Raw genomic sequence first — 19,347 nt, forward strand, 5'->3', positions numbered from 1 at the left:
AAGAGGTAAAAGGCGGGATGTCCGGCAAGACTGAAACAGAATATCTGATCCTGGGGCTGGGCATAACTGGCCTGTCTGTTGCACGTTACCTGGCACAGCAACAGCGATCTTTTGCCATAGCGGATACCCGTCTGCATCCACCTGGATTAAAGGCTTTTGAAGAGGCCTTTCCAGATGCAGAAATTTGGCTGGGCCCCCTGGACCCTGAACTTTTATGTCAGGCCGCCCATTTGGTGGTTAGCCCGGGTGTCAGCCTTGAAGAGCCAGCCATCCAGCAGGCCAAGGCTGAAGGGGTTGAATTGCTGGGCGATATAGAGTTGTTTAGTCGTGCAGCCCGTAAGCCGGTGCTGGCTATTACCGGGTCCAATGCGAAAAGCACAGTAACCACGTTGGTGGGTGAGCTGGCCGCCTCTCAAGGCCTGCAAGTGGCCGTAGGTGGCAATATCGGTGTGCCTGCCCTGGATTTACTGGCTGCTCCTGATCCGGATCTCTATGTTCTTGAGCTCTCTTCTTTTCAGCTGGAAACCACCTCTTCCCTGAAGGCTCAGGGGGCAGCCTTACTGAACATTAGTGAAGACCATCTCGATCGCTATGCCAGTATGGATGACTATGTGTTTGCCAAGCAGCGCATTTTTCACCATGCCCGTCATGTTATTTTCAGCCGCGAGGATGAACGGACCCGTCCTATTCATGGTCAGCTGGCGACTCCGATTAGCTTTGGACTGGATCAGCCGCCGGGTGAAAAGGATTTGGGCTTGCGAGTCGAAGCCGGACAAACCTGGATAGCGCAGGGCAAACAACTTCTGTTTACGCTGGATACAGTGCCTCTGGCGGGAGAGCATGGCCTGCTTAATGTTTTGGCGGCCTTAGCCCTACTGACTGCAGCAGCTATTCCTCTGGCAGATTTGGCTCCGGCAATTCGCCGTTTCCAGAGTTTACCTCATCGTTGCCAAAAGATTGCCTCTAAACAAGGCGTTGACTATATCAATGATTCCAAAGCAACAAATTTGGGGGCTGCCTTGGCAGCTATTCAAGGACTAAATCAGAGCTATGCAAAGCTTTGGCTGATTATGGGTGGGGAAGGTAAGGGCCAGGATTTTTCTAGTTTGAACCAGGCTTTACAGGCCCCGGTAGCCGGCATTGCTTTGATCGGTCGGGATGCGAACCTGCTTGCCGAGCATCTGCCTATCGGGCTGCCCAGTTGGAAGGCTGATAGCCTCAGTGAAGCAGTTAAACTGCTGGCCGAGCAAGCCAAAGAAGGAGACGCTGTTCTTCTTGCTCCTGCTTGCGCTAGTTTTGATCAATTTACCAGTTATGCTGAACGTGGCGAGGTGTTTGTCCAGTGCGTGCAACACTTACCCGCTTGAGCCTTGGCTACCGGGGCTTGCTAGAGCGGGTCCGCAGCCTGTTAGCCAGCCCTGAGGTCGGCAAGACGCCGGTTGATGCCTGGCTGCTGTTTTCTGCCATTGCTCTTTTGTTGCTGGGTTGGGTCATGGTCAGCTCGGCATCGGTTGCCATTGCTGAAGCCTGGACGGGTTCGCCACAATACTTTGCTTTTCGCCAGAGCGCCTTTATTTTCCTGGCAGTTATTGCGGCCTGGGTGGTTAGCTGTATTCCTTTATCACTCAGCCGCTTCAATGGCCACTGGTTTTTGATGTTGGCCTTTTTGTTGTTGGTTGTGGTCTTGTTTATCGGTCGTGAGGTCAATGGCAGTACCCGTTGGATTAGCCTAGGGCCTTTTAACCTGCAGACATCAGAAATAGCCAAAATTTTCTTGCTGATTTATATGGCCGGTTATTTGGTGCGCCATCTTCAAAGTGTGCGCGAAACCTTTAGCGGTTTTATTAAGCCTCTGGTACTGGTTGTTCTCTATGGTGGCCTGCTGATTGCTCAACCGGACTATGGTGCCCTGGTTGTGGTTATGGCTGCTGTTATGGGGATGGTCTTTCTTGCCGGCGTACGCTTTAGCCATTTTCTGTTGGTTCTGTTTTTGGCTGTTGCTGCCTTGGCCCTTATTGCAGTTATTGAGCCCTATCGGATGCAACGCCTGATCAGTTTTACCGACCCCTGGTCAAGGCAGTTTGATTCTGGCTATCAGCTCACCCAGGCACTGATTGCCTTTGGTCGCGGACAATGGACAGGGTTGGGCTTGGGTAATAGTGTCCAGAAGCTGTTTTATCTGCCAGAAGCCCATACCGATTTTATTTTTTCGATTCTTGCCGAAGAGTTGGGCTTGCTGGGTGCCTTGTTAACGCTGGGGCTTTTTGGGCTGATGATCGCGCGTATTTTTTTGATTGCCCGCCGAGGTGAAAAGGTGGGGCATTTTTATGCGGCCTATTTGTGCTATGGCCTGGGTGTTATTTTTGCTGTCCAGTTACTGATCAATCTGGGTGTGAACACTGGCTTACTGCCGACCAAGGGTTTGACCTTACCCTTGATCAGCTATGGTGGCAGTAGCCTTTTGGCCAGTGGAATCATGCTCGGCTTGGTGTTTCGTGCTGATCTGGAAATTCGTCGTCAAGCTAAGGAGTTAAAAGCCAAGTGAAAGCCAGAGGTATTGATAATTTGATTATGGCCGGGGGAACAGGTGGCCATATTTTTCCGGCTTTGGCGCTGGCCCGGGCACTGGAAGAGCAAGGGCAAAGTCTGGCTTGGTTGGGTAGTTTGAAGGGGATGGAGGCCGAACAGGTTCCTGCGGCCGGAATCGACTTTTATGGGCTGAGTATTCAGGGTTTGCGGGGTAAGGGTAAGTTAACCTTGTTGGCAGCACCTTTTCGACTTTTGGCAGCACTCTGGCAGGCGTTTAGGATTCTTAAGCGCCTAAAGCCCGGGCGAGTGGTGGGTTTTGGTGGTTTTGCCAGTGGTCCAGGCGGCTTGGCGGCAAGGCTACTGGGTATTCCTCTGTATATTCATGAACAAAATGCACTGCCAGGCTTGACTAATCGACGTCTGGCCGATTTTTCCAAACGAGTCTTTACCGCTTTTCCGAATGCTTTTCCACCTGGACCTAAAGTTAGTTGCATTGGTAACCCGGTCAGACAGGAACTCTTGTCAATTGCTGAACCTGAGCAGCGCTATGCGGACCGTGACGGTCCTTTGCGTATTCTGGTGATCGGCGGCAGTTTGGGTGCTCAGGTCTTTAATCAGACGCTACCGGCGGCTCTTGCTCTCTTGCCTGAAGATGAAAGACCTCAAGTTAGGCATCAAGCGGGTGCTGGCAAGGTGGAGGCCACAGAACTCGCCTATCAGGCGCATTTGGAGGACCTGTCATCCGTAGAGATTACCGCTTTTATCACCGATATGGCCGCTGCTTTTAGCTGGGCTGACCTGGTGATCTGCAGAGCAGGGGCATTAACCGTTTCGGAAGTTGCCGCAGCGGGCGTTGCTTCCCTGCTGGTGCCTTTTCCCTTTGCGGTTGATGATCATCAGACGCATAATGCCCGTTTTCTTGCTGATGCTGGAGCAGGCCTGCTGATACCCCAAACAGACTTTACTGCAGAGAAGCTGGCGCTGGTTCTAAGTAATGAACTGGGGCAGCGCAACCAGCTACAAGCTTTGGCAGTTAAAGCTCGACAGCTTGCCAAACCCAGAGCAACAACACTCATGATTGAACAGCTTTTGAAGGATGAATAAATGACTGAATTCCCCTACCAAGTACCTACTATGAGGCGTATACGTCATTTGCACTTTGTCGGTATTGGTGGTGCAGGCATGTGTGGAATTGCTGAAGTATTGTTAACTCAGGGGTATCAGGTGAGTGGTTCCGACCTCAAGCAATCGCCCGCAGTAGAGCGCCTGACCCAGCTGGGTGCCCAGGTTGCACTTGGTCATCAGCAAGAAAATGTTAAGGGTGCGGATGTGGTAGTTGTATCAACTGCTATCAATGAAAGCAACCCGGAAGTTGCGGCCGCCCTTGAAGCACGTATCCCTGTTGTTCGCCGTGCAGAAATGCTGGCTGAATTGATGCGTTTTCGCCATGGTATTGCTGTGGCCGGCACTCATGGTAAAACTACAACCACCAGTTTAATCGCATCAATTCTTGCAGAAGCAGGGCAAGATCCGACTTTTGTCATTGGCGGTAAACTAACACAGGCTGGAACCAATGCCCGCTTGGGTGAATCCCGCTATCTGGTTGCTGAAGCCGATGAGTCGGATGCGTCGTTCTTACACCTTCAGCCCATGGTGTCCATAGTCACCAATATCGATGCTGACCATATGTCGACCTATGGTGGTGACTTTGAAAAACTCAAAAATACCTTCGTTGAGTTTTTGCACAACTTGCCTTTCTATGGTTTGGCGGTGGTTTGTATCGATGATGAGTTTGTCCGTGAGATAATGCCGCGCATAGGCCGACCCGTGCTTACCTATGGTTTTTCCGATCAAGCCGATTTTGTTGCTGTCGATTTTTGTCAAAAAGGGCGTGAAATCAGTTTTCGGGTCAAACGCCCCAAGGAGCTTCCTGATCTGGAAATTACTCTGAACAGTCCTGGACGCCATAATGTCTTAAACAGCCTTGCGGCTATTGCAGTAGCCACTGATGAAGGTATTGCCGATACGCATATCGTGCAGGGCTTGCGTAATTTCCAGGGCGTGGGTCGACGCTTTCAGCAACTGGGTAATTTTCCAGTTCCTGGGGGTGAGATTATGCTGGTGGATGATTATGGCCACCACCCACGTGAAGTTGAGGCCGTCATTAAAGCCGTTAGGGAAGGTTGGCCAGAGCGGCGTCTGGTGATGCTCTATCAGCCGCATCGTTATTCACGCACACGTGATCTTTACGAAGACTTTGTTAAGGTATTGTCCGGCGTGGATACCCTGGTTCTGCTGGATGTTTTTCCTGCCGGAGAAGCCGTGATTTCTGGTGCTGATGGCCGCAACCTGAGTGGCTCTATTCGCCAGCGAGGTAAAGTGGATCCTTTGTTTATTGATGATCCGGCTGAATTGGAAACGGTACTGGCTGATGTTTTGCGCCCTGATGATATTCTTCTGACTCAGGGTGCTGGTGATATTGGTGGACTTGCCCAGCGCCTAGCGAGAAGTGAATTGGCTTTTGTGAATATGAAATAAAAAAAGAATTCGGAGTTGCGGATGTCTGCCACTGAGCAAGAAATTAAAGCGTTGGGTCGTGTTGCTGTTCTGATGGGGGGCTGTTCTGCAGAACGTGAAGTGTCCTTGAAAAGCGGTCAGGCTGTTTTGGCAGCGCTGCAAGCAAAGGGTGTCAATGCTTTTGGGTTGGACTTGGGTAAGAATGCCCTGGCGCAATTACTTGCTGAACCCATGGATCGGGCCTTTATTGCTCTGCATGGTCGGGGCGGTGAAGATGGCTGCATACAAGGGGCATTGGAATGGCTGGGCGTGCCCTACACTGGAAGTGATGTTATGGCTTCAGCCCTGGCTATGGATAAATACAAGTGTAAACAGGTCTGGTTGGGGCAAGGCCTGCCAACACCTGCTTCTTGTTTGCTGACACCCGAGTCTGACCCTGAGCAAGTTGTTGAACACTTGGGACTCCCGATAATGGTCAAGCCTGCACACGAGGGTTCCAGCCTGGGAATGAGTAAAGTGGATTCGGCTGCCGATCTTAAGGCCGCCTGGGAAGAAGCCAGTCACTATGATGCCAGGGTCTTGGCCGAGCGTTATATCCAGGGTGCTGAATTTACCGTCAGCATCGTGGGTGATCAGGCGCTGCCAGTGATTGGGCTGCAAACCAGTCATGCTTTTTATGACTATAACGCCAAGTATGTGACTGGGGATACCCAATACCTCCTGCCCAGCGGGTTGCCCGATGAAGAGCAACAGGCCTTGCAGGAGCTTGCCCTTAAAGCCTATCAGGCCGTTGGCTGTGAAGGCTGGGGGCGCGTCGATATCATGGTTGATGCAGAAGGGCGGCCCTGGCTCCTGGAAGTGAATACCAGTCCGGGTATGACTAATCTTAGCCTGGTTCCCCAGGCAGCTGCTTTTAATGGCATGAGCTTTGAAGAACTGGTTTTAACCCTTTTGTGTTCTGCAAGGCTCAAGGTTTTCAGTGGCCACTGACTTTTCAGCAACTCCGATGCAGACAAGCCTGGTTCTAAAGTGGCTCAAAGCCCTGGTTCCTTTGCTGGTTTTGATCTTACTGGCTGCCTATGCTTTGAATTGGATGCTGGCGCGCCCAGTCGGCCAGGTATCCATTTATGGTGAAGTACGCTATGTTGACCAGCATAGATTGCAAGAACATGCCTTACCCTGGCTTGCAGCCCCTTTCTGGCGAGTTGATCTTGCTGGCCTGCGTGAGGAGCTAGAACAGGACCCCTGGCTTGAAAAAGTTGTTATTACCCGACGCTGGCCTGATCAGATTGATATGCAGTTGATTGAACGTCAAGCTTGGGCAAATTGGAACGAAGACGGTATTTTGGATAAGCAGGGTGAAATCTTTTTCCCTGCTAATTGGGAAAGCCTGGAACTGTCGCTGCATTTATACAGTGAGCCTGAAAACCTGAATAGTCTTCTGGAATTTTATCAATATTTAAATAAGGCTTTTCAGGAAAGTGATCTGAGAATCTCTGAAATTCAGCTTGAGCCGCGAGGTGCTTGGCGTGTTGAGTTAACGGATGGTGTTACACTTTTACTGGGGCGTGATAATATAGAGAAACGAATTAATCGTTTTATCTGGACTTGGAACCAGTGGATGCCTGAAGAGCAGGCTCAGATAAAAAAAATAGATGCACGCTATCCGAATGGTCTTGCAGTTGGTTGGCAGTAACAGAAGATTAATAAAAGATGACTGCAGATTATAAGTCTGTAGTTATAAATTAGGGAGTATTCCTACATCATGGCACAAGAGTCTAATCCTGGTAGTCTGGTTGTCGGGCTGGATATTGGTACCTCCAAAGTTGTTGCTATTGTCGGGCAGCGTACCCCCGAGGGTAAATTGGAGGTTATTGGCCTGGGCTCACATCCATCCCGCGGATTGAAAAAAGGTGTCGTCATCAATATAGACTCTACTGTGCAATCCATACGCCGAGCCGTTGAAGAAGCTGAGCTCATGGCTGGTTGCGAGATACATTCAGTTTACGTCGGTATTGCTGGCAGTCATGTTCACAGTATGAATTCTCACGGCATTGTTGCTATTCGTGACCGTGAAGTGGGTGAAGCTGATCTGGAAAGGGTTATCGATGCAGCAAGAGCGGTGGCCATTCCCGCTGACCAGAAAATTATTCATATTCTGCCTCAGGAATACGCAATCGACAGTCAGGAAGGTATTCGGGAACCCTTGGGGATGTCTGGGGTTCGCCTCGAAGCCAAGGTGCACTTGGTGACCTGTGCAGTTAACGCCGTACAGAACATTGAAAAGTGTGTGCGCCGCTGTGGGCTGGAAGTTGAAGATATTATTCTTGAACAGTTGGCTTCCAGCTATGCTGTATTAACAGAAGATGAAAAAGAACTGGGCGTCTGTCTGGTGGATATCGGTGGGGGTACAACCGATATCGCCATTTTCACTGAGGGCGCGATTCGTCATACCGCAGTCATTCCCATTGCCGGTGACCAGGTAACCAATGACATAGCTATGGCGCTACGCACACCAACGCTGCATGCTGAAGACATCAAAATCAAGTATGCTTGTGCCCTGACACAGTTGGCAGGCCCTGATGAAATGATTAAGGTGCCCAGTGTAGGCGATCGTCCGCCACGTGAGTTGTCACGCCAGGCTTTGGCTGAAGTGGTTGAGCCGCGTTATGATGAACTGTTTACCTTGATACAGTCCGAGCTGCGCAGAAGTGGTTTTGAAGACCGAATCGCGGCAGGGATAGTGCTCACCGGTGGCACAGCAAAAATTGAAGGTGCAGTGGAGCTGGCTGAAGAAATTTTTCACGCTCCTGTGCGTTTGGCCAGCCCTCAGTTTGTTGCTGGTTTGAATGATGTTGTCAGCAATCCCATCTACTCTACAGGTGTGGGTTTGCTGCATTATGCACTGCAGCGCGGTGATAGTGAGGCGCTACCCGAAGGTGGCTATCGACACGAGGGTCAGTCTGGTGAAGTTGAATACGAAACAACCTTAAGTAGAGTCAAGCGCTGGTTCCAACGCCAGTTTTAGTAAAAAACAGCTCAAGCACTCTGTTTTGGCAGGAATTTTGTGCTGCTCAGCTTTTATTCTGCTTGCTGTATTTGTTAGTCTAGTGCAAAGTTAAGTAATTACGGGTCGATTAGCAGCGCTGGGGTCAATTTTTTAGCTTTAGAGCTGTTTTCAGGAGACGGGCAAATGGCTTTTGAAATTGTAGAAAATACACCATCATCCTTGGCAGTGATCAAGGTTATCGGTGTTGGAGGAGGTGGTGGCAATGCCGTCGCCCACATGGTTGCCAACCAAATCAGGGATGTTGAGTTCATTTGTGCCAATACTGATGCCCAGGCACTCAAGAACCTTGATAGTCAGGTTAATGGGATTCTAAGAAAACAAAAGGCGGTCGAGTCCGCCCGTCAGAACTCACAAAGCCAGCTCAGTGATACGGTTCTGGAAATGTCAAAATTGCAGCTCAATGAAGAAGAGATGCAGGATGATGAGTCCCTGGTCAACAATACACCTATCATTAAAATACAGCTGGGTGGTGATATCACCAAAGGTCTAGGGGCTGGTGCCAACCCTGAAATAGGTCGCCAGTCAGCACTGGAAGACCGTGAGGTTATTGCCGACATCCTTCAGGGTGCCGATATGGTTTTTATTACCGCCGGTATGGGTGGAGGAACAGGAACGGGGGCAGCGCCAGTAGTCGCTGAAGTTGCCAGTGAACTGGGTATTCTATCGGTAGCCGTAGTCACCAAGCCTTTCAATAATGAAGGACCCAAACGCATGCGTTTGGCTGAAGAGGGTATTGCTGAACTGACTCAGCATGTGGATTCTTTGGTTGTAATACCCAATCAGCGGTTGCGTGAGGTTCTACCCAAGGGTATCACCCTAAAAGGTGCTTTTGGCAAAGCCAATGATGTGCTCCTGGGTGCGGTGAAGGGCATTGCTGATGTCATTACTCATCCCGGTGAAATCAACGTCGACTTTGCTGATGTGCGCACTGTTATGTCCGAAATGGGCACTGCAATGATGGGCGCAGGGGTGGCTTCTGGTGAAAATCGCCACCTTCAGGCCGCAGAACAGGCTATACGTTCGCCTCTCCTTGAAGATATCGATCTTAAAGGTGCCAAAGGGATCTTGGTTAATGTTACAGCCAATGTTGATCTGGGACTGGATGAATATGATGAAATCCTGGCCCTGATGTATGAGCATGCGGATGAGGATGCCACGATTATCGTAGGTAATACTGTTGATCCCAATCTGGATGATGAACTTAGAGTTACAGTAATCGCTACTGGGTTGGAAAGTAAGAAGAAAGTTGCTGCCAAGAATGAAGCTGAAGCAGGGACAAGAAAAAGATCCTCGCTTTCCGAAGCTGCCATTGCGGGTGGTGCTCAGGTTGCCCGTCAGGCCAATGTGCGACCCCAGGCTTCGCCCAGCGGAGACCAGACTTCCATGCTGGATATCCCTACCTTTTTAAGAAAGCAGGCAGACTGATAACACAAATACGTCTGAAGATACGAAACTTATCTGTTTTTTTATTGCCTGAAGTTTCGCTTTTAGCAGAACTTTGTTAAAGTAATATGAAATTCATGCCCAAAGTACGCGCTTTGGGCTTTCTCTTGATATTTAGCTCCGCGTGAGCTGAGAAGAGTGGCAATGATCAAGCAATGTACCCTCAAAAATACGATTCGTGCGACGGGTGTAGGCCTGCATTCTGGTGAGAAAGTTTATCTGACGCTGCGTCCAGCTCCGGTGGATGCGGGTATTATTTTTCGTCGGGTTGATTTGGACCCAGTAGTAGAAATTCACGCCAAAGCTGAAAACGTAGGTGAGACGACTCTGTCGACGACACTTTGCGAGGGTGGTGCTAAAGTTAGTACGGTAGAGCACTTGTTGTCTGCCCTAGCTGGTCTGGGAATCGATAATCTCTATGTTGAGGTCAGTGCGCCAGAGGTTCCTATTATGGACGGCAGCGCTGGTCCTTTTGTATTCCTGATCCAGTCTGCGGGTATTCAGGAACAGGAAGCAGCCAAGCAGTTTATCCGAATCAAGAAAAAAGTCAGTGTGACTGAAGATGGCAAGATTGCCAGCTTTGAACCTCACGAAGGCTTTAGAGTAGGTTTTAGCATTGACTTTGATCACCCGGTTTTCCGGGATCAAAAGCAAACATCTACGATTGATTTTTCAACCACTTCTTTTGTTCGTGAAGTCAGCCGCGCCCGCACCTTTGGCTTTATGCGTGATATTGAGTATCTGCGTTCGCGTAATCTGGCTTTGGGTGGCAGCATGGAAAATGCGATCGTCGTTGATGATTACCGCATTCTTAATGAAGATGGTCTGCGCTACGAAGATGAATTTGTTAAGCACAAGGTGCTGGATGCCATTGGCGACCTCTATCTCTTGGGCAAAAGCCTGATTGGTGAGTTCAAGGGTCACAAATCAGGGCATGGCTTGAATAATCAGCTCTTGCGTGAGCTGATTAGCCAGCCTGATGCCTGGGAAGTGGTGACTTTTGAAGGTGAAGAAGCCAAGTCGCCTATTTCTTATACAACCGCAGCAGCGCTTGCCTGATCTTTTGAAATGGCTTGACAAAAAACCAGCCCTAGGGCTGGTTTTTTGTTGCCTGCTGACGACCCAAGCGCTGTAAAGACTCCTTGAGCCGTGGATTATCAATTTCATCAGCCAGATCGCTAAGTTGCTTTCGAGCCTTGTTAGAAATAGGTTTACCCTTCTTTTGGGGTTCTTTGACCGGCGTTTCAGGGCGAATTTTTAAGTCCAGCTGTTGTAAATCTGGCAAGACAGCTTTTAGGTCGGTGAATAACTGGGGCTTCAAATAACGAAATTTAGTCAGGTTGACAGCACTGGAGGTCAGCAATACCAAGCGCCCATGAGAATAATTCCCCACTCGGTAGTCAGTGCGGCTGGCTTCTGGCAGCTTTTGCAGCACAAGTGTTTCAATCTGTTTCAGTTTTGCTGCCTGATCAAAAATATGCCTTAAAACTGAGGTATCTTTGTTAATAAGTGCATTCAGGGATTTTGTTCTACCCACTCTTGCCTTTATACTCACGCTTAGCCCCTTGGAATGACTTCAATCTAGATGTTAACGAACAACCAAGTAAAACACCAAGGGACGAATACGGGAAGTGATCAATGAATCTGATTTTTTGCAGCAGTGCACACAGTTCAAGCAAGTCGTTTAAGTTGACGCCGGGACTACTGGCTATCATCTTTGGTGTGGTGTTTTCCATACCCGCGGCGATAGGAGGAACCCTGGTGTACTGGTGGGTTGATGCCAATGAAAGGCTACATAACAATCAAGCCAGCCAGATGATGGCAAAAGAACTGCAAAATCAGCGTGAAGAAGTTGAAAAAGTTAAGAGACAATCGATAGAACGTATCGATGCTCTAACCCCCCGCATTGGTGAGCTGCAAGCCAGGCTATTAAGACTGGATGCTCTCGGTAAGCGTTTGACTGCCGTTGCTGACTTAAGCGATGAATTTAATTTTGATCAGCCGCCTCCTATGGGTGGTCCTGAATCCCTTTATGAAGAGGGCTCTGTTTATACCGATTCAGAATTGATGGACACCCTCAACGCCCTCACTCGTAAAATTGAACAACGCCATCAGCAGCTTGAACTTATCCATGCTTTATTGACCCAGCGTAATCTTGCTGATCAGGTTTATCTGGCGGGTCGTCCGGTCAATAGTGGCTGGATGTCCTCTCCCTTCGGACGTCGTAGTGATCCTTTTACTGGTCGTACTTCCTGGCATGAAGGGATCGACTACGCCGGTCGTGAAAATTCCGATGTGCTGGCCACGGGAGCAGGAGTGGTAGTTTTCGCTGCGCGTCGGGGTGGTTTTGGAAAACTGGTCGAGATAGACCATGGTGATGGCTATCTAACCCGCTATGCACACTTAAATGAATTTAGAGTCTCCAAGGGTGACCTGGTTCAGCGTGGTGATATTATTGGCGGGATGGGGTGTACTGGTCGTTGCACAGGAACCCATGTTCACTATGAAGTTTTGCGTAATGGTCGCGCTGTCGACCCAGCACGCTACGTCTCCCGCTCAGCTCCCTAGCTAAGCTCTTAATCCCCTCTTTACTGATGCACCCGCTTTAAAGCGGGTGTTTCTCAATCGGCAGGGTGTTAAAATCCTGCAAACCACTTTTAAATGAAAACGTGATATGTTGGTCAATTCACACACCCAACTTCAATTTCACGGGTAAGGACAGTCAATGATTACCCCTTTGTTCAAGAAAATCTTTGGTAGTAAAAACGAGCGCGAACTCAAAAATCTTCGCAAAACTGTTGAAAAAATTAATGCACTAGGGCCTCAGTTTGACGCTTTAAAAGACGAAGACTTCAAACAAAAAACCGAGGAGTTCAAGCAGCGTTATGCTGAGGGTGAAAGCCTGGATAAGCTGCTTCCAGAAAGCTTTGCCTTGGTGCGTGAGGCCGGTAAACGGGCGATGGCTATGCGCCATTTTGATGTCCAGCTGATTGGTGGCATGGTTCTCCACCAGGGCAAAATAGCGGAAATGCGTACTGGTGAAGGTAAAACTCTGGTAGCGACCCTGGCAGTTTATTTAAATGCCTTGGCGGGCAAGGGTGTACACGTCGTCACGGTCAATGATTATCTGGCCCGGCGTGATGCCCAGTGGATGGGTAAGCTGTATAACTTCTTGGGTATGAGTGTTGGGGTTATTTACTCAGGTCAGAACCCTGAAGAAAAGCGCGAAGCTTATCAGTCCGACATTACCTACGGCACCAATAATGAATTTGGTTTTGACTACCTCCGCGACAACATGGCTTTCTCTTTGAAGGACAGGGTTCAGCGAGGCCATTTCTTTGCTGTGGTCGATGAGGTCGACTCTATTCTTATTGATGAAGCCCGTACGCCGCTGATTATTTCAGGTGCGGCTGAAGACAGTTCGGCGCTCTACAAGAGCATCAACAAACTGATTCCGACTCTCAAAGCCTGGGATGAGGAAAAGGAAGAAGGCGATTTTCTTGTTGATGAAAAGCAGCGCAGTATCGAATTAACTGAGCAGGGGCACCAGTTGGTTGAAAAGCTCCTGACAGACGAAGGACTCATCAAAGAAGGTGACAGCCTTTATGCCGCTGGTAACCTGAACCTGCTACACCATGTGCATTCAGCCCTGCGTGCCCACCATATGTTCCACCGGGATGTTGATTATATTATCAGTGACAACCAGGTGGTCATCGTCGATGAGCATACCGGTCGTACCATGCCAGGCCGCCGTTGGGGTGAGGGTTTGCACCAGGCTGTTGAGGCCAAAGAAGGCCTGAGGGTCCAGGCGGAAAGTCAAACCCTGGCTTCAACCACCTTCCAGAATTACTTCCGCATCTATGACAAGCTGTCAGGCATGACAGGTACGGCTGATACTGAAGCCTATGAGTTTAATCATATCTATGGCTTGGATGTGGTTGTCATTCCGCCTAACCGGGAAGTGCAGCGGATTGATATGAATGACCTGGTCTATATGACCTCAGAAGAAAAATTTGAAGCGATCATTAAAGATGTCCAGTATTGTATTGATAAAGGCCAGCCTGTCCTGGTGGGCACTGCATCTATAGAAACTTCAGAGTATGTCAGCAACCTGCTAAAGAAGGCGGGTATCAAGCACAAGGTTTTAAACGCCAAGCAGCACGAAAGTGAAGCGGATATCATTGCTCAGGCAGGGCGTCCAGGTGCCGTTACCCTGGCAACCAATATGGCTGGTCGGGGTACGGATATTGTTCTGGGTGGTAACTGGGAAAATGAAGCCTCGAAACTGGAAAACCCCACTGAAGAACAGTTAAATCAGCTGAAAAAAGAGTGGGAAGAGCGTCATGCCCAGGTGCTGGAAGCGGGTGGTCTTCATGTTATAGGTACGGAACGTCATGAATCTCGCCGGATCGATAACCAGCTGCGTGGCCGTGCTGGCCGCCAAGGTGACCCAGGGACGACGCGCTTCTTCTTATCCCTAGAAGACCCCTTGATGCGTATTTTTGCTTCTGACCGCGTTAAAAACATGATGTCCATGTTGGGCATGCAACAGGGTGAAGCCATAGAGCACAAGATGGTCACCAATGCTGTTGAAAAAGCCCAGCGTAAGGTTGAAGGCCGCAACTTTGATATTCGTAAACAGCTGCTTGAATACGATGACGTTAATAACGATCAGCGTAAGGTGGTTTATAGCCAGCGCGAAGAAATTCTCGAAGCTCAGGATATAGCTGAAGAAGTTGAAGAAATGCGTGGCGATGTCCTGGCAGAGGCGATTTCGCAATTTATTCCACCTCAATCCATGCCTGACCAATGGCGCATTGCTGAGCTGGAAAAGCATCTGGAAACCGAATTCAACCTGCCTCTGCCAGTTCAGCAGTGGCTGGATGAAGATAAAACCCTGCATGAAGAATCCTTACGTGACAGGCTTCATGAAGAGCTGGAAAAAAGTTATCAGGAAAAAGAAGAGCAAGCAGGTGCTGAACTGCTGAGACGCTTTGAGCAGCAGGTCATGTTGCAGGTCCTCGATACCCGCTGGAAAGAGCACTTGCAGAGTATGGATCAGCTGCGTCAAGGTATTCACTTGCGTGGCTATGCCCAGAAAAACCCCAAACAGGAATATAAGAAGGAAGCCTTTTACTTGTTTGAAAACTTCCTGGGCAATGTGCGTCGGGATGTCGTTCGTATTCTGAGTCACGTAAGAATACGCACTCCAGAAGAAGTGGAAGAACTGGAAAGGCAACGCCGTGCTGAGGCTGACCTTCTGCAGCAACGCCAGCAGGCAAGGCATGCCAGCCCAGGCTCTACAGCCAGAGGCGAGGGTCCAGCGACAGAAAATCCCTCCCAGCCTTTTAAACGCGAAGTTCCCAAGGTGGGCCGGAATGAACCCTGTCCTTGTGGGTCAGGCAAAAAATACAAGCATTGTCACGGTAAATTGAGTTAAGAGGCACTAAGATGGCTGTCGGAGAAATTACCCTGCCTGACTTTCATAAGGTGGCTGGGATCAAGCTGGGCACTGGCAGTGCAGGCATTAAAAAAGCAGGTCGGAAGGATCTGGTTATCCTGGAACTACCTGAAGGCAGCCATACTGCTGGGGTATTCACCCTGAATGCTTTTTGTGCGGCACCAGTCAAAATTTGCCGGGACCACCTGCAAAAAAGCCATCCTCGTTACCTGGTGATTAACACAGGCAATGCAAATGCCGGTACAGGTAAGCGTGGTTATCAGGATGCTGAACGTATCTGTGTTGAAGTGGCAGCACTGATGGGTGTTAAACCGGAAGAAGTCCTGCCCTTCTCAACGGGTGTCATAGGCGAACCCCTGCCCATGCCCGCATTATTAGCTGGCTTGCCCAGTGCCATCTCTGCACTCAGTGAAACTGGCTGGGCGGAAGCAGCGGCTGGCATTATGACCACTGACACTCTCCCCAAGGGAGCAACAGCCAGCTGTCAGATTCAGGGCCAGCAGGTAAATATCAGTGGCATTACCAAAGGGGCAGGTATGATCAAGCCCAATATGGCGACCATGTTGGGCTTCATCGCCACAGATGCCAGCCTTCCCCTGCCATTACTGAAAAAACTGCTTAAGCAAACCTGCGACCTAAGCTTTAACAGGATTACCATTGATGGTGATACTTCCACCAATGATAGCTGTATGTTGATTGCGACCAACCAGGGTCCGCAAATTAGCGAACAGACGCCTGAAGATCTTGCTGTCTTTACAGAAACCCTGACTCAGGTGATGCAGCAACTGGCATTAATGATTGTCCGCGACGGCGAGGGCGCAACCAAATTCGTTAGAGTGAAGGTCGAAGAGGCAGCGACCGCTGAAGAGGCTCTCAGTGCTGCTTTCACCGTTGCTCATTCGCCTTTGGTGAAAACAGCCATGTATGCCAGCGATGCCAACTGGGGGCGTATCCTCGCTGCTGTAGGGCGTGCTCCGGGCCTGGAAGACCTGAGAGTTGAAGGTGTTACTGTTTACCTGGGCGATGTCCTGCTGGTTGAAGAGGGCGGCCGGGCAGCCAGCTACACAGAAGAAGCGGGTTCTGCAGTGATGCAGGAGTCCGAAATTACTCTGACCCTTCAATTGGGGCGGGGTAAGATCAGTGAAGAGGTCTGGACTTGTGATTTTTCACACGACTATGTGACCATCAATGCTGATTATCGAAGCTAGCTATTTGACAGGAAAAGAGACCACCCATGCCCCATCCAGTTCTGGTTGCTGCCGCTGCAATTATTAATGACCAGCAGGAAGTACTAATTTCCAAAAGGCCACATGATGTTGATCAGGGTGGCTTGTGGGAATTTCCCGGCGGTAAGCTGGCCCCCTATGAAACCGGCTATCAGGCACTTAAGCGTGAAATTCATGAAGAATTGGGGATCACTCTGACCCGAGCGCGGCCTCTGTTAAGAATTAATCATGCTTATCCTCATAAAAAGATTCTTCTGGATGTTTGGAAGGTGGAATCCTTTCAAGGTGAGCCTTGGGGACGTGAAGGACAACCCGTACGCTGGGTGAAACTGGATGAATTGGTTAACTACTCTTTTCCCGACGCCAACAAGCCGATTATTCAGGCACTAACCCTGCCGGACGAATATGTGATAACCGGTGATTGCAATGATCCAGATCACGCTCTGGAGCGCCTGCAGGAACTGCTGACGGCTGGCGCCAAGCTGATTCAGCTAAGGCAGCCAACCTTGAGTGAAGAGGACTTCTGCCTGCTTGCAGAACGCTTTCAAGAGGCTTGCCAGGCAGCCGGTGCCCGCTTGCTATTAAATGCTGCTCCTGAGCTGCTGAAGAAGGTTGATGCCGCTGGTATCCACCTGACTGGCCAGCGCTTAATGGCTTTAAAGGAACGCCCGGTGGGGCAGGACAAGTTGCTTGCTGCTTCCTGCCATGATCCGGCTTCAATTCGTCAGGCTGTAAAGCTGGATGCAGACTTTATAACCCTGTCACCCGTATTACCCACGACAACTCACCCAGAGGCAGCTCCTCTGGGTTGGCAAAGATTCAAAGAGCTTGTCGAATACGAAGCAAAAATGCCTGTGTTTGCCTTAGGCGGTATGCGACCTAGCGATCGACAGCGCATTTTTGCTTTGGGTGGCCAGGGGGTAGCAGGAATCAGTCATTTCTGGGATAAAGACTCTCGTCATCCAGATTAAGCTCATCCATAGCGGGCTCTCCAGCAATCTTGTGCTCTTCTGCAGCCCAGCTGCCTAAGTCAATAAGTTTGCAGCGTTCACTGCAAAAGGGCCGCCAGCTATTTTCTGGACCTATCACACTGGCCTGGCCACAGGTTGGACAAGGAAAAATTCGGGTTGGTGCTTTCATGGTGCTCTCCGGGCCAGTTGTTGATAAAAATCATGCCAGTAGTTTACCTGCTTTTTCAGCTCGTTTAATCCTTTGCTGTTATCAATAACATCATCCGCTTTGGCGAGACGCTCTTGGCGTTCCAGCTGGTTAGCCATGATCTTGGTTACCAGCTCTTCTTGGTTATTATCTCTCTGACAAGTTCTTTCTATTTGCAGTTTTTTAGGTAAATCTATTACAAGAATCCGATCAACCAATTGGTCTTGATGACTTTCAATCAACAAGGGGGATGCAAGGATCAAGTAGCCGCCCTTAGCTGTTTTAAGTTGTTTTACAACTTCTTCTCTAACCCAGGGGTGAACCAGCTCTTCGAGCCAGATTTTTTCCTGATGGTTATTAAATATCTTTTTGCGAAGGGCTGCACGATCCAGACTGCCGTCTGCTAATTGCAGTTGGCTGCCAAAATGTTCATAAACATCTTCGAGCAAGGGTGACCCAGGTTCCAATGCCGCTCTTGCAATAACATCCGCATCTATTACTTCAATACCTTTTTCAGCAAAGAGGTTGCTGGCGGCTGTTTTCCCTGAGCCGATACCACCGGTAAGCCCGATAATCAATGAGGATGAGGTGCCGGAGTGAGACAAGGGTTGATGCTGCATAGGTGGCTCCAGAATTTTAAAACTGCTAGTTTACAAAGACTATTTAAACAAAATTTACGACTAAATAGGAGAAACTTTTCTCTTTTGTCAGTGTCTTTTTTTATTGCTTATTTCAAATAGACTTGCTAAAAATCTTCTTTTGTATAAGAATTACTTTGCCTGTTACAAATTAAGGAGACATTAATGTCGATTCTAGCCTCTTATCGTGAAAAAGAAGAACTGATGCGCAAGCTCCAGGACGAGCTGCGCAAAATGGAAGAAAATACCCAGCTTAAAAAAGAGCTTACTTTTAAGCAGGAAATTGAAGCAGTACTTGATAAACACCAACGCTCAGTAAAGGATCTTGCCGAAATTTTTGGCTTGGGTCAGGAAGCGGCTAAAACATCCGGTCGTGGCAATCGTCGTACCCGTAAACTGAAAGTTTATGTTCACCCTAAAACAGGTGAGCGTATTGAAACCCGTGGCGGTAACCAGAAACAGTTAAAAGAATGGAAGGCAGAGCACGGCTCTGAAACTGTCGAAGGCTGGGTTGTTGAAGAGCGCGATTAAACGGCAGTTTTGTTACTCTTCTAAAAAATTGTTTTAATAAAAGGCCACCCTCATAGGTGGCCTTTTTCTGTTGGAGTGCAGTCTAGAAGCTCTGTGCAGGCTTATTCAGCAAGCAATCGGATGTATTCAGCTGGAATATCCTGATCGCTATATGCCATGCCCAGGAGTTTCAGATAATCAGTACGCTCGGCTTTCATCAGATTAATTTGAGGAAGTTCAAGTCCGTTTGCCTGGTAGAGGCTAGCCAAGTAGGCCAGGTAGTTTTCACCTTCTTTAAGCAATAAAAGGCTGGCAGCACCGACATCGGGTTTGACTTGCTGGTTGAGTTCATCGGGGAGGTTAACCTCCAAAACAACTGCTGCTTCTTCACCTTGGATACGCATCTGACGGTTACGAACTGTTTGCTGTGCCCAGTAGTAGGCCAGCTCTTTGCTGGGCGTTAGAAAGACGGGTTCCTGTGTTTCTGTGTAGCTGTTTCCGATGGTTGCCATGGTCTTCTTAGTGGCCTCTAGGATTGCCTGGTCGCCTGAGCCTTTTAAGCCTTGCTCCTGAATGGAGCCAACCAGTGCTGATGAGGTGCCGTGATACCAGATATTACCGGTGGCAAAACCCTGGGCGCTTAATACTTCTTGGGTGTCTTTCAGAAAAGCCGGTGTAGCAGTCATAGTTAAACCATTTATTCAGTTAGCATAAGAAATCAGTCTGCCATTCTAACGTAAAAAAAGGCGACCCCTTTGCAAGGGTCGCCTTTTTTATCAGGATGGCTCTGATTCG

At 49.2% G+C, this 19,347-nt stretch carries 18 protein-coding genes; 14 read left to right on the forward strand and 4 right to left on the reverse strand.

Going from position 1 to position 19,347, the window contains the following annotated elements:
- Positions 1 to 17: 17 nt before the first annotated feature.
- The 9 genes from murD (at position 18) to lpxC (ending at position 10,618) form a co-directional block, all read left to right on the forward strand.
- Entirely contained in the window at positions 18 to 1,367 is a 1,350-nt protein-coding gene (gene murD, locus BM185_RS06270) for a UDP-N-acetylmuramoyl-L-alanine--D-glutamate ligase (RefSeq protein WP_091960893.1), read from the forward strand.
- Entirely contained in the window at positions 1,343 to 2,545 is a 1,203-nt protein-coding gene (gene ftsW / locus BM185_RS06275) for a putative lipid II flippase FtsW (protein ID WP_245751712.1), read from the forward strand. The genes murD and ftsW overlap by 25 nt, the downstream gene beginning before the upstream one ends.
- On the forward strand, positions 2,542 to 3,633 hold the full coding sequence (gene murG, locus BM185_RS06280) for an undecaprenyldiphospho-muramoylpentapeptide beta-N-acetylglucosaminyltransferase (RefSeq protein ID WP_245751714.1): 1,092 nt from the start codon (positions 2,542 to 2,544) through the stop codon (positions 3,631 to 3,633). The genes ftsW and murG overlap by 4 nt, the downstream gene beginning before the upstream one ends.
- The gene (murC, locus tag BM185_RS06285; RefSeq protein ID WP_091960896.1) at positions 3,634 to 5,067 is read left to right on the forward strand and encodes a UDP-N-acetylmuramate--L-alanine ligase; all 1,434 of its coding nucleotides are present in this window, start codon (positions 3,634 to 3,636) and stop codon (positions 5,065 to 5,067) included. It abuts the gene before it with no gap.
- A gap of 21 nt (positions 5,068 to 5,088) precedes the next feature.
- Complete coding sequence (locus BM185_RS06290) at positions 5,089 to 6,036, forward strand: D-alanine--D-alanine ligase (RefSeq protein WP_091960898.1); 948 nt, start codon at positions 5,089 to 5,091, stop codon at positions 6,034 to 6,036.
- 16 nt (positions 6,037 to 6,052) lie between these two features.
- Positions 6,053 to 6,742 carry a cell division protein FtsQ/DivIB gene (locus BM185_RS06295; RefSeq protein WP_143089490.1) on the forward strand — a complete coding sequence of 230 codons (690 nt, stop codon included), beginning with the start codon at positions 6,053 to 6,055 and terminating at the stop codon, positions 6,740 to 6,742.
- Positions 6,743 to 6,811: 69 nt separating this feature from the next.
- Positions 6,812 to 8,074, forward strand: a complete 1,263-nt coding sequence (gene ftsA / locus BM185_RS06300; protein WP_091960903.1) for a cell division protein FtsA — start codon at positions 6,812 to 6,814, stop codon at positions 8,072 to 8,074.
- A gap of 165 nt (positions 8,075 to 8,239) precedes the next feature.
- Entirely contained in the window at positions 8,240 to 9,541 is a 1,302-nt protein-coding gene (ftsZ, locus tag BM185_RS06305) for a cell division protein FtsZ (protein ID WP_091960905.1), read from the forward strand.
- A 162-nt stretch (positions 9,542 to 9,703) separates the two neighbouring features.
- Positions 9,704 to 10,618, forward strand: a complete 915-nt coding sequence (gene lpxC, locus BM185_RS06310) for a UDP-3-O-acyl-N-acetylglucosamine deacetylase (RefSeq protein WP_091960907.1) — start codon at positions 9,704 to 9,706, stop codon at positions 10,616 to 10,618.
- Positions 10,619 to 10,649: 31 nt separating this feature from the next.
- Here the strand turns inward: lpxC and BM185_RS06315 are convergent, their stop codons facing one another.
- A complete protein-coding gene (locus BM185_RS06315; RefSeq protein ID WP_091960908.1) occupies positions 10,650 to 11,114 on the reverse strand; it encodes a hypothetical protein in 465 nt (154 codons plus the stop codon).
- Between the two features lie 206 nt (positions 11,115 to 11,320).
- Between BM185_RS06315 and BM185_RS06320 the strand changes: the two genes are divergently transcribed.
- The 4 genes from BM185_RS06320 (at position 11,321) to BM185_RS06335 (ending at position 17,217) form a co-directional block, all read left to right on the forward strand.
- Positions 11,321 to 12,127: a M23 family metallopeptidase gene (locus tag BM185_RS06320; protein WP_177203492.1), complete on the forward strand. Its 807-nt coding sequence runs from the start codon at positions 11,321 to 11,323 to the stop codon at positions 12,125 to 12,127.
- Positions 12,128 to 12,284: 157 nt separating this feature from the next.
- The gene (gene secA, locus BM185_RS06325; RefSeq protein WP_091960911.1) at positions 12,285 to 14,999 is read left to right on the forward strand and encodes a preprotein translocase subunit SecA; all 2,715 of its coding nucleotides are present in this window, start codon (positions 12,285 to 12,287) and stop codon (positions 14,997 to 14,999) included.
- 11 nt (positions 15,000 to 15,010) lie between these two features.
- A complete protein-coding gene (gene argJ / locus BM185_RS06330) occupies positions 15,011 to 16,228 on the forward strand; it encodes a bifunctional glutamate N-acetyltransferase/amino-acid acetyltransferase ArgJ (RefSeq protein WP_091960913.1) in 1,218 nt (405 codons plus the stop codon).
- A 26-nt stretch (positions 16,229 to 16,254) separates the two neighbouring features.
- A complete protein-coding gene (locus tag BM185_RS06335) occupies positions 16,255 to 17,217 on the forward strand; it encodes a Nudix family hydrolase (protein WP_091960914.1) in 963 nt (320 codons plus the stop codon).
- On the opposite strand, the gene BM185_RS06340 is transcribed toward BM185_RS06335, so the two are convergent.
- On the reverse strand, positions 17,177 to 17,386 hold the full coding sequence (locus BM185_RS06340; RefSeq protein WP_091960916.1) for a DNA gyrase inhibitor YacG: 210 nt from the start codon (positions 17,384 to 17,386) through the stop codon (positions 17,177 to 17,179). The genes BM185_RS06335 and BM185_RS06340 overlap by 41 nt on opposite strands.
- The gene (coaE, locus tag BM185_RS06345; protein WP_091960918.1) at positions 17,383 to 18,024 is read right to left on the reverse strand and encodes a dephospho-CoA kinase; all 642 of its coding nucleotides are present in this window, start codon (positions 18,022 to 18,024) and stop codon (positions 17,383 to 17,385) included. The genes BM185_RS06340 and coaE overlap by 4 nt, the downstream gene beginning before the upstream one ends.
- A gap of 183 nt (positions 18,025 to 18,207) precedes the next feature.
- On the opposite strand from coaE, the gene BM185_RS06350 reads away from it, so the two are divergent.
- Complete coding sequence (locus tag BM185_RS06350; RefSeq protein ID WP_091960920.1) at positions 18,208 to 18,573, forward strand: histone-like nucleoid-structuring protein, MvaT/MvaU family; 366 nt, start codon at positions 18,208 to 18,210, stop codon at positions 18,571 to 18,573.
- Positions 18,574 to 18,674: 101 nt separating this feature from the next.
- Here BM185_RS06350 and BM185_RS06355 read toward each other — a convergent pair whose 3' ends face one another.
- Entirely contained in the window at positions 18,675 to 19,238 is a 564-nt protein-coding gene (locus BM185_RS06355) for a hypothetical protein (RefSeq protein WP_091960923.1), read from the reverse strand.
- Positions 19,239 to 19,347: the final 109 nt, after the last annotated feature.

It is taken from the genome of Marinospirillum celere (assembly GCF_900112235.1).
Classification (GTDB): domain Bacteria; phylum Pseudomonadota; class Gammaproteobacteria; order Pseudomonadales; family Halomonadaceae; genus Marinospirillum; species Marinospirillum celere.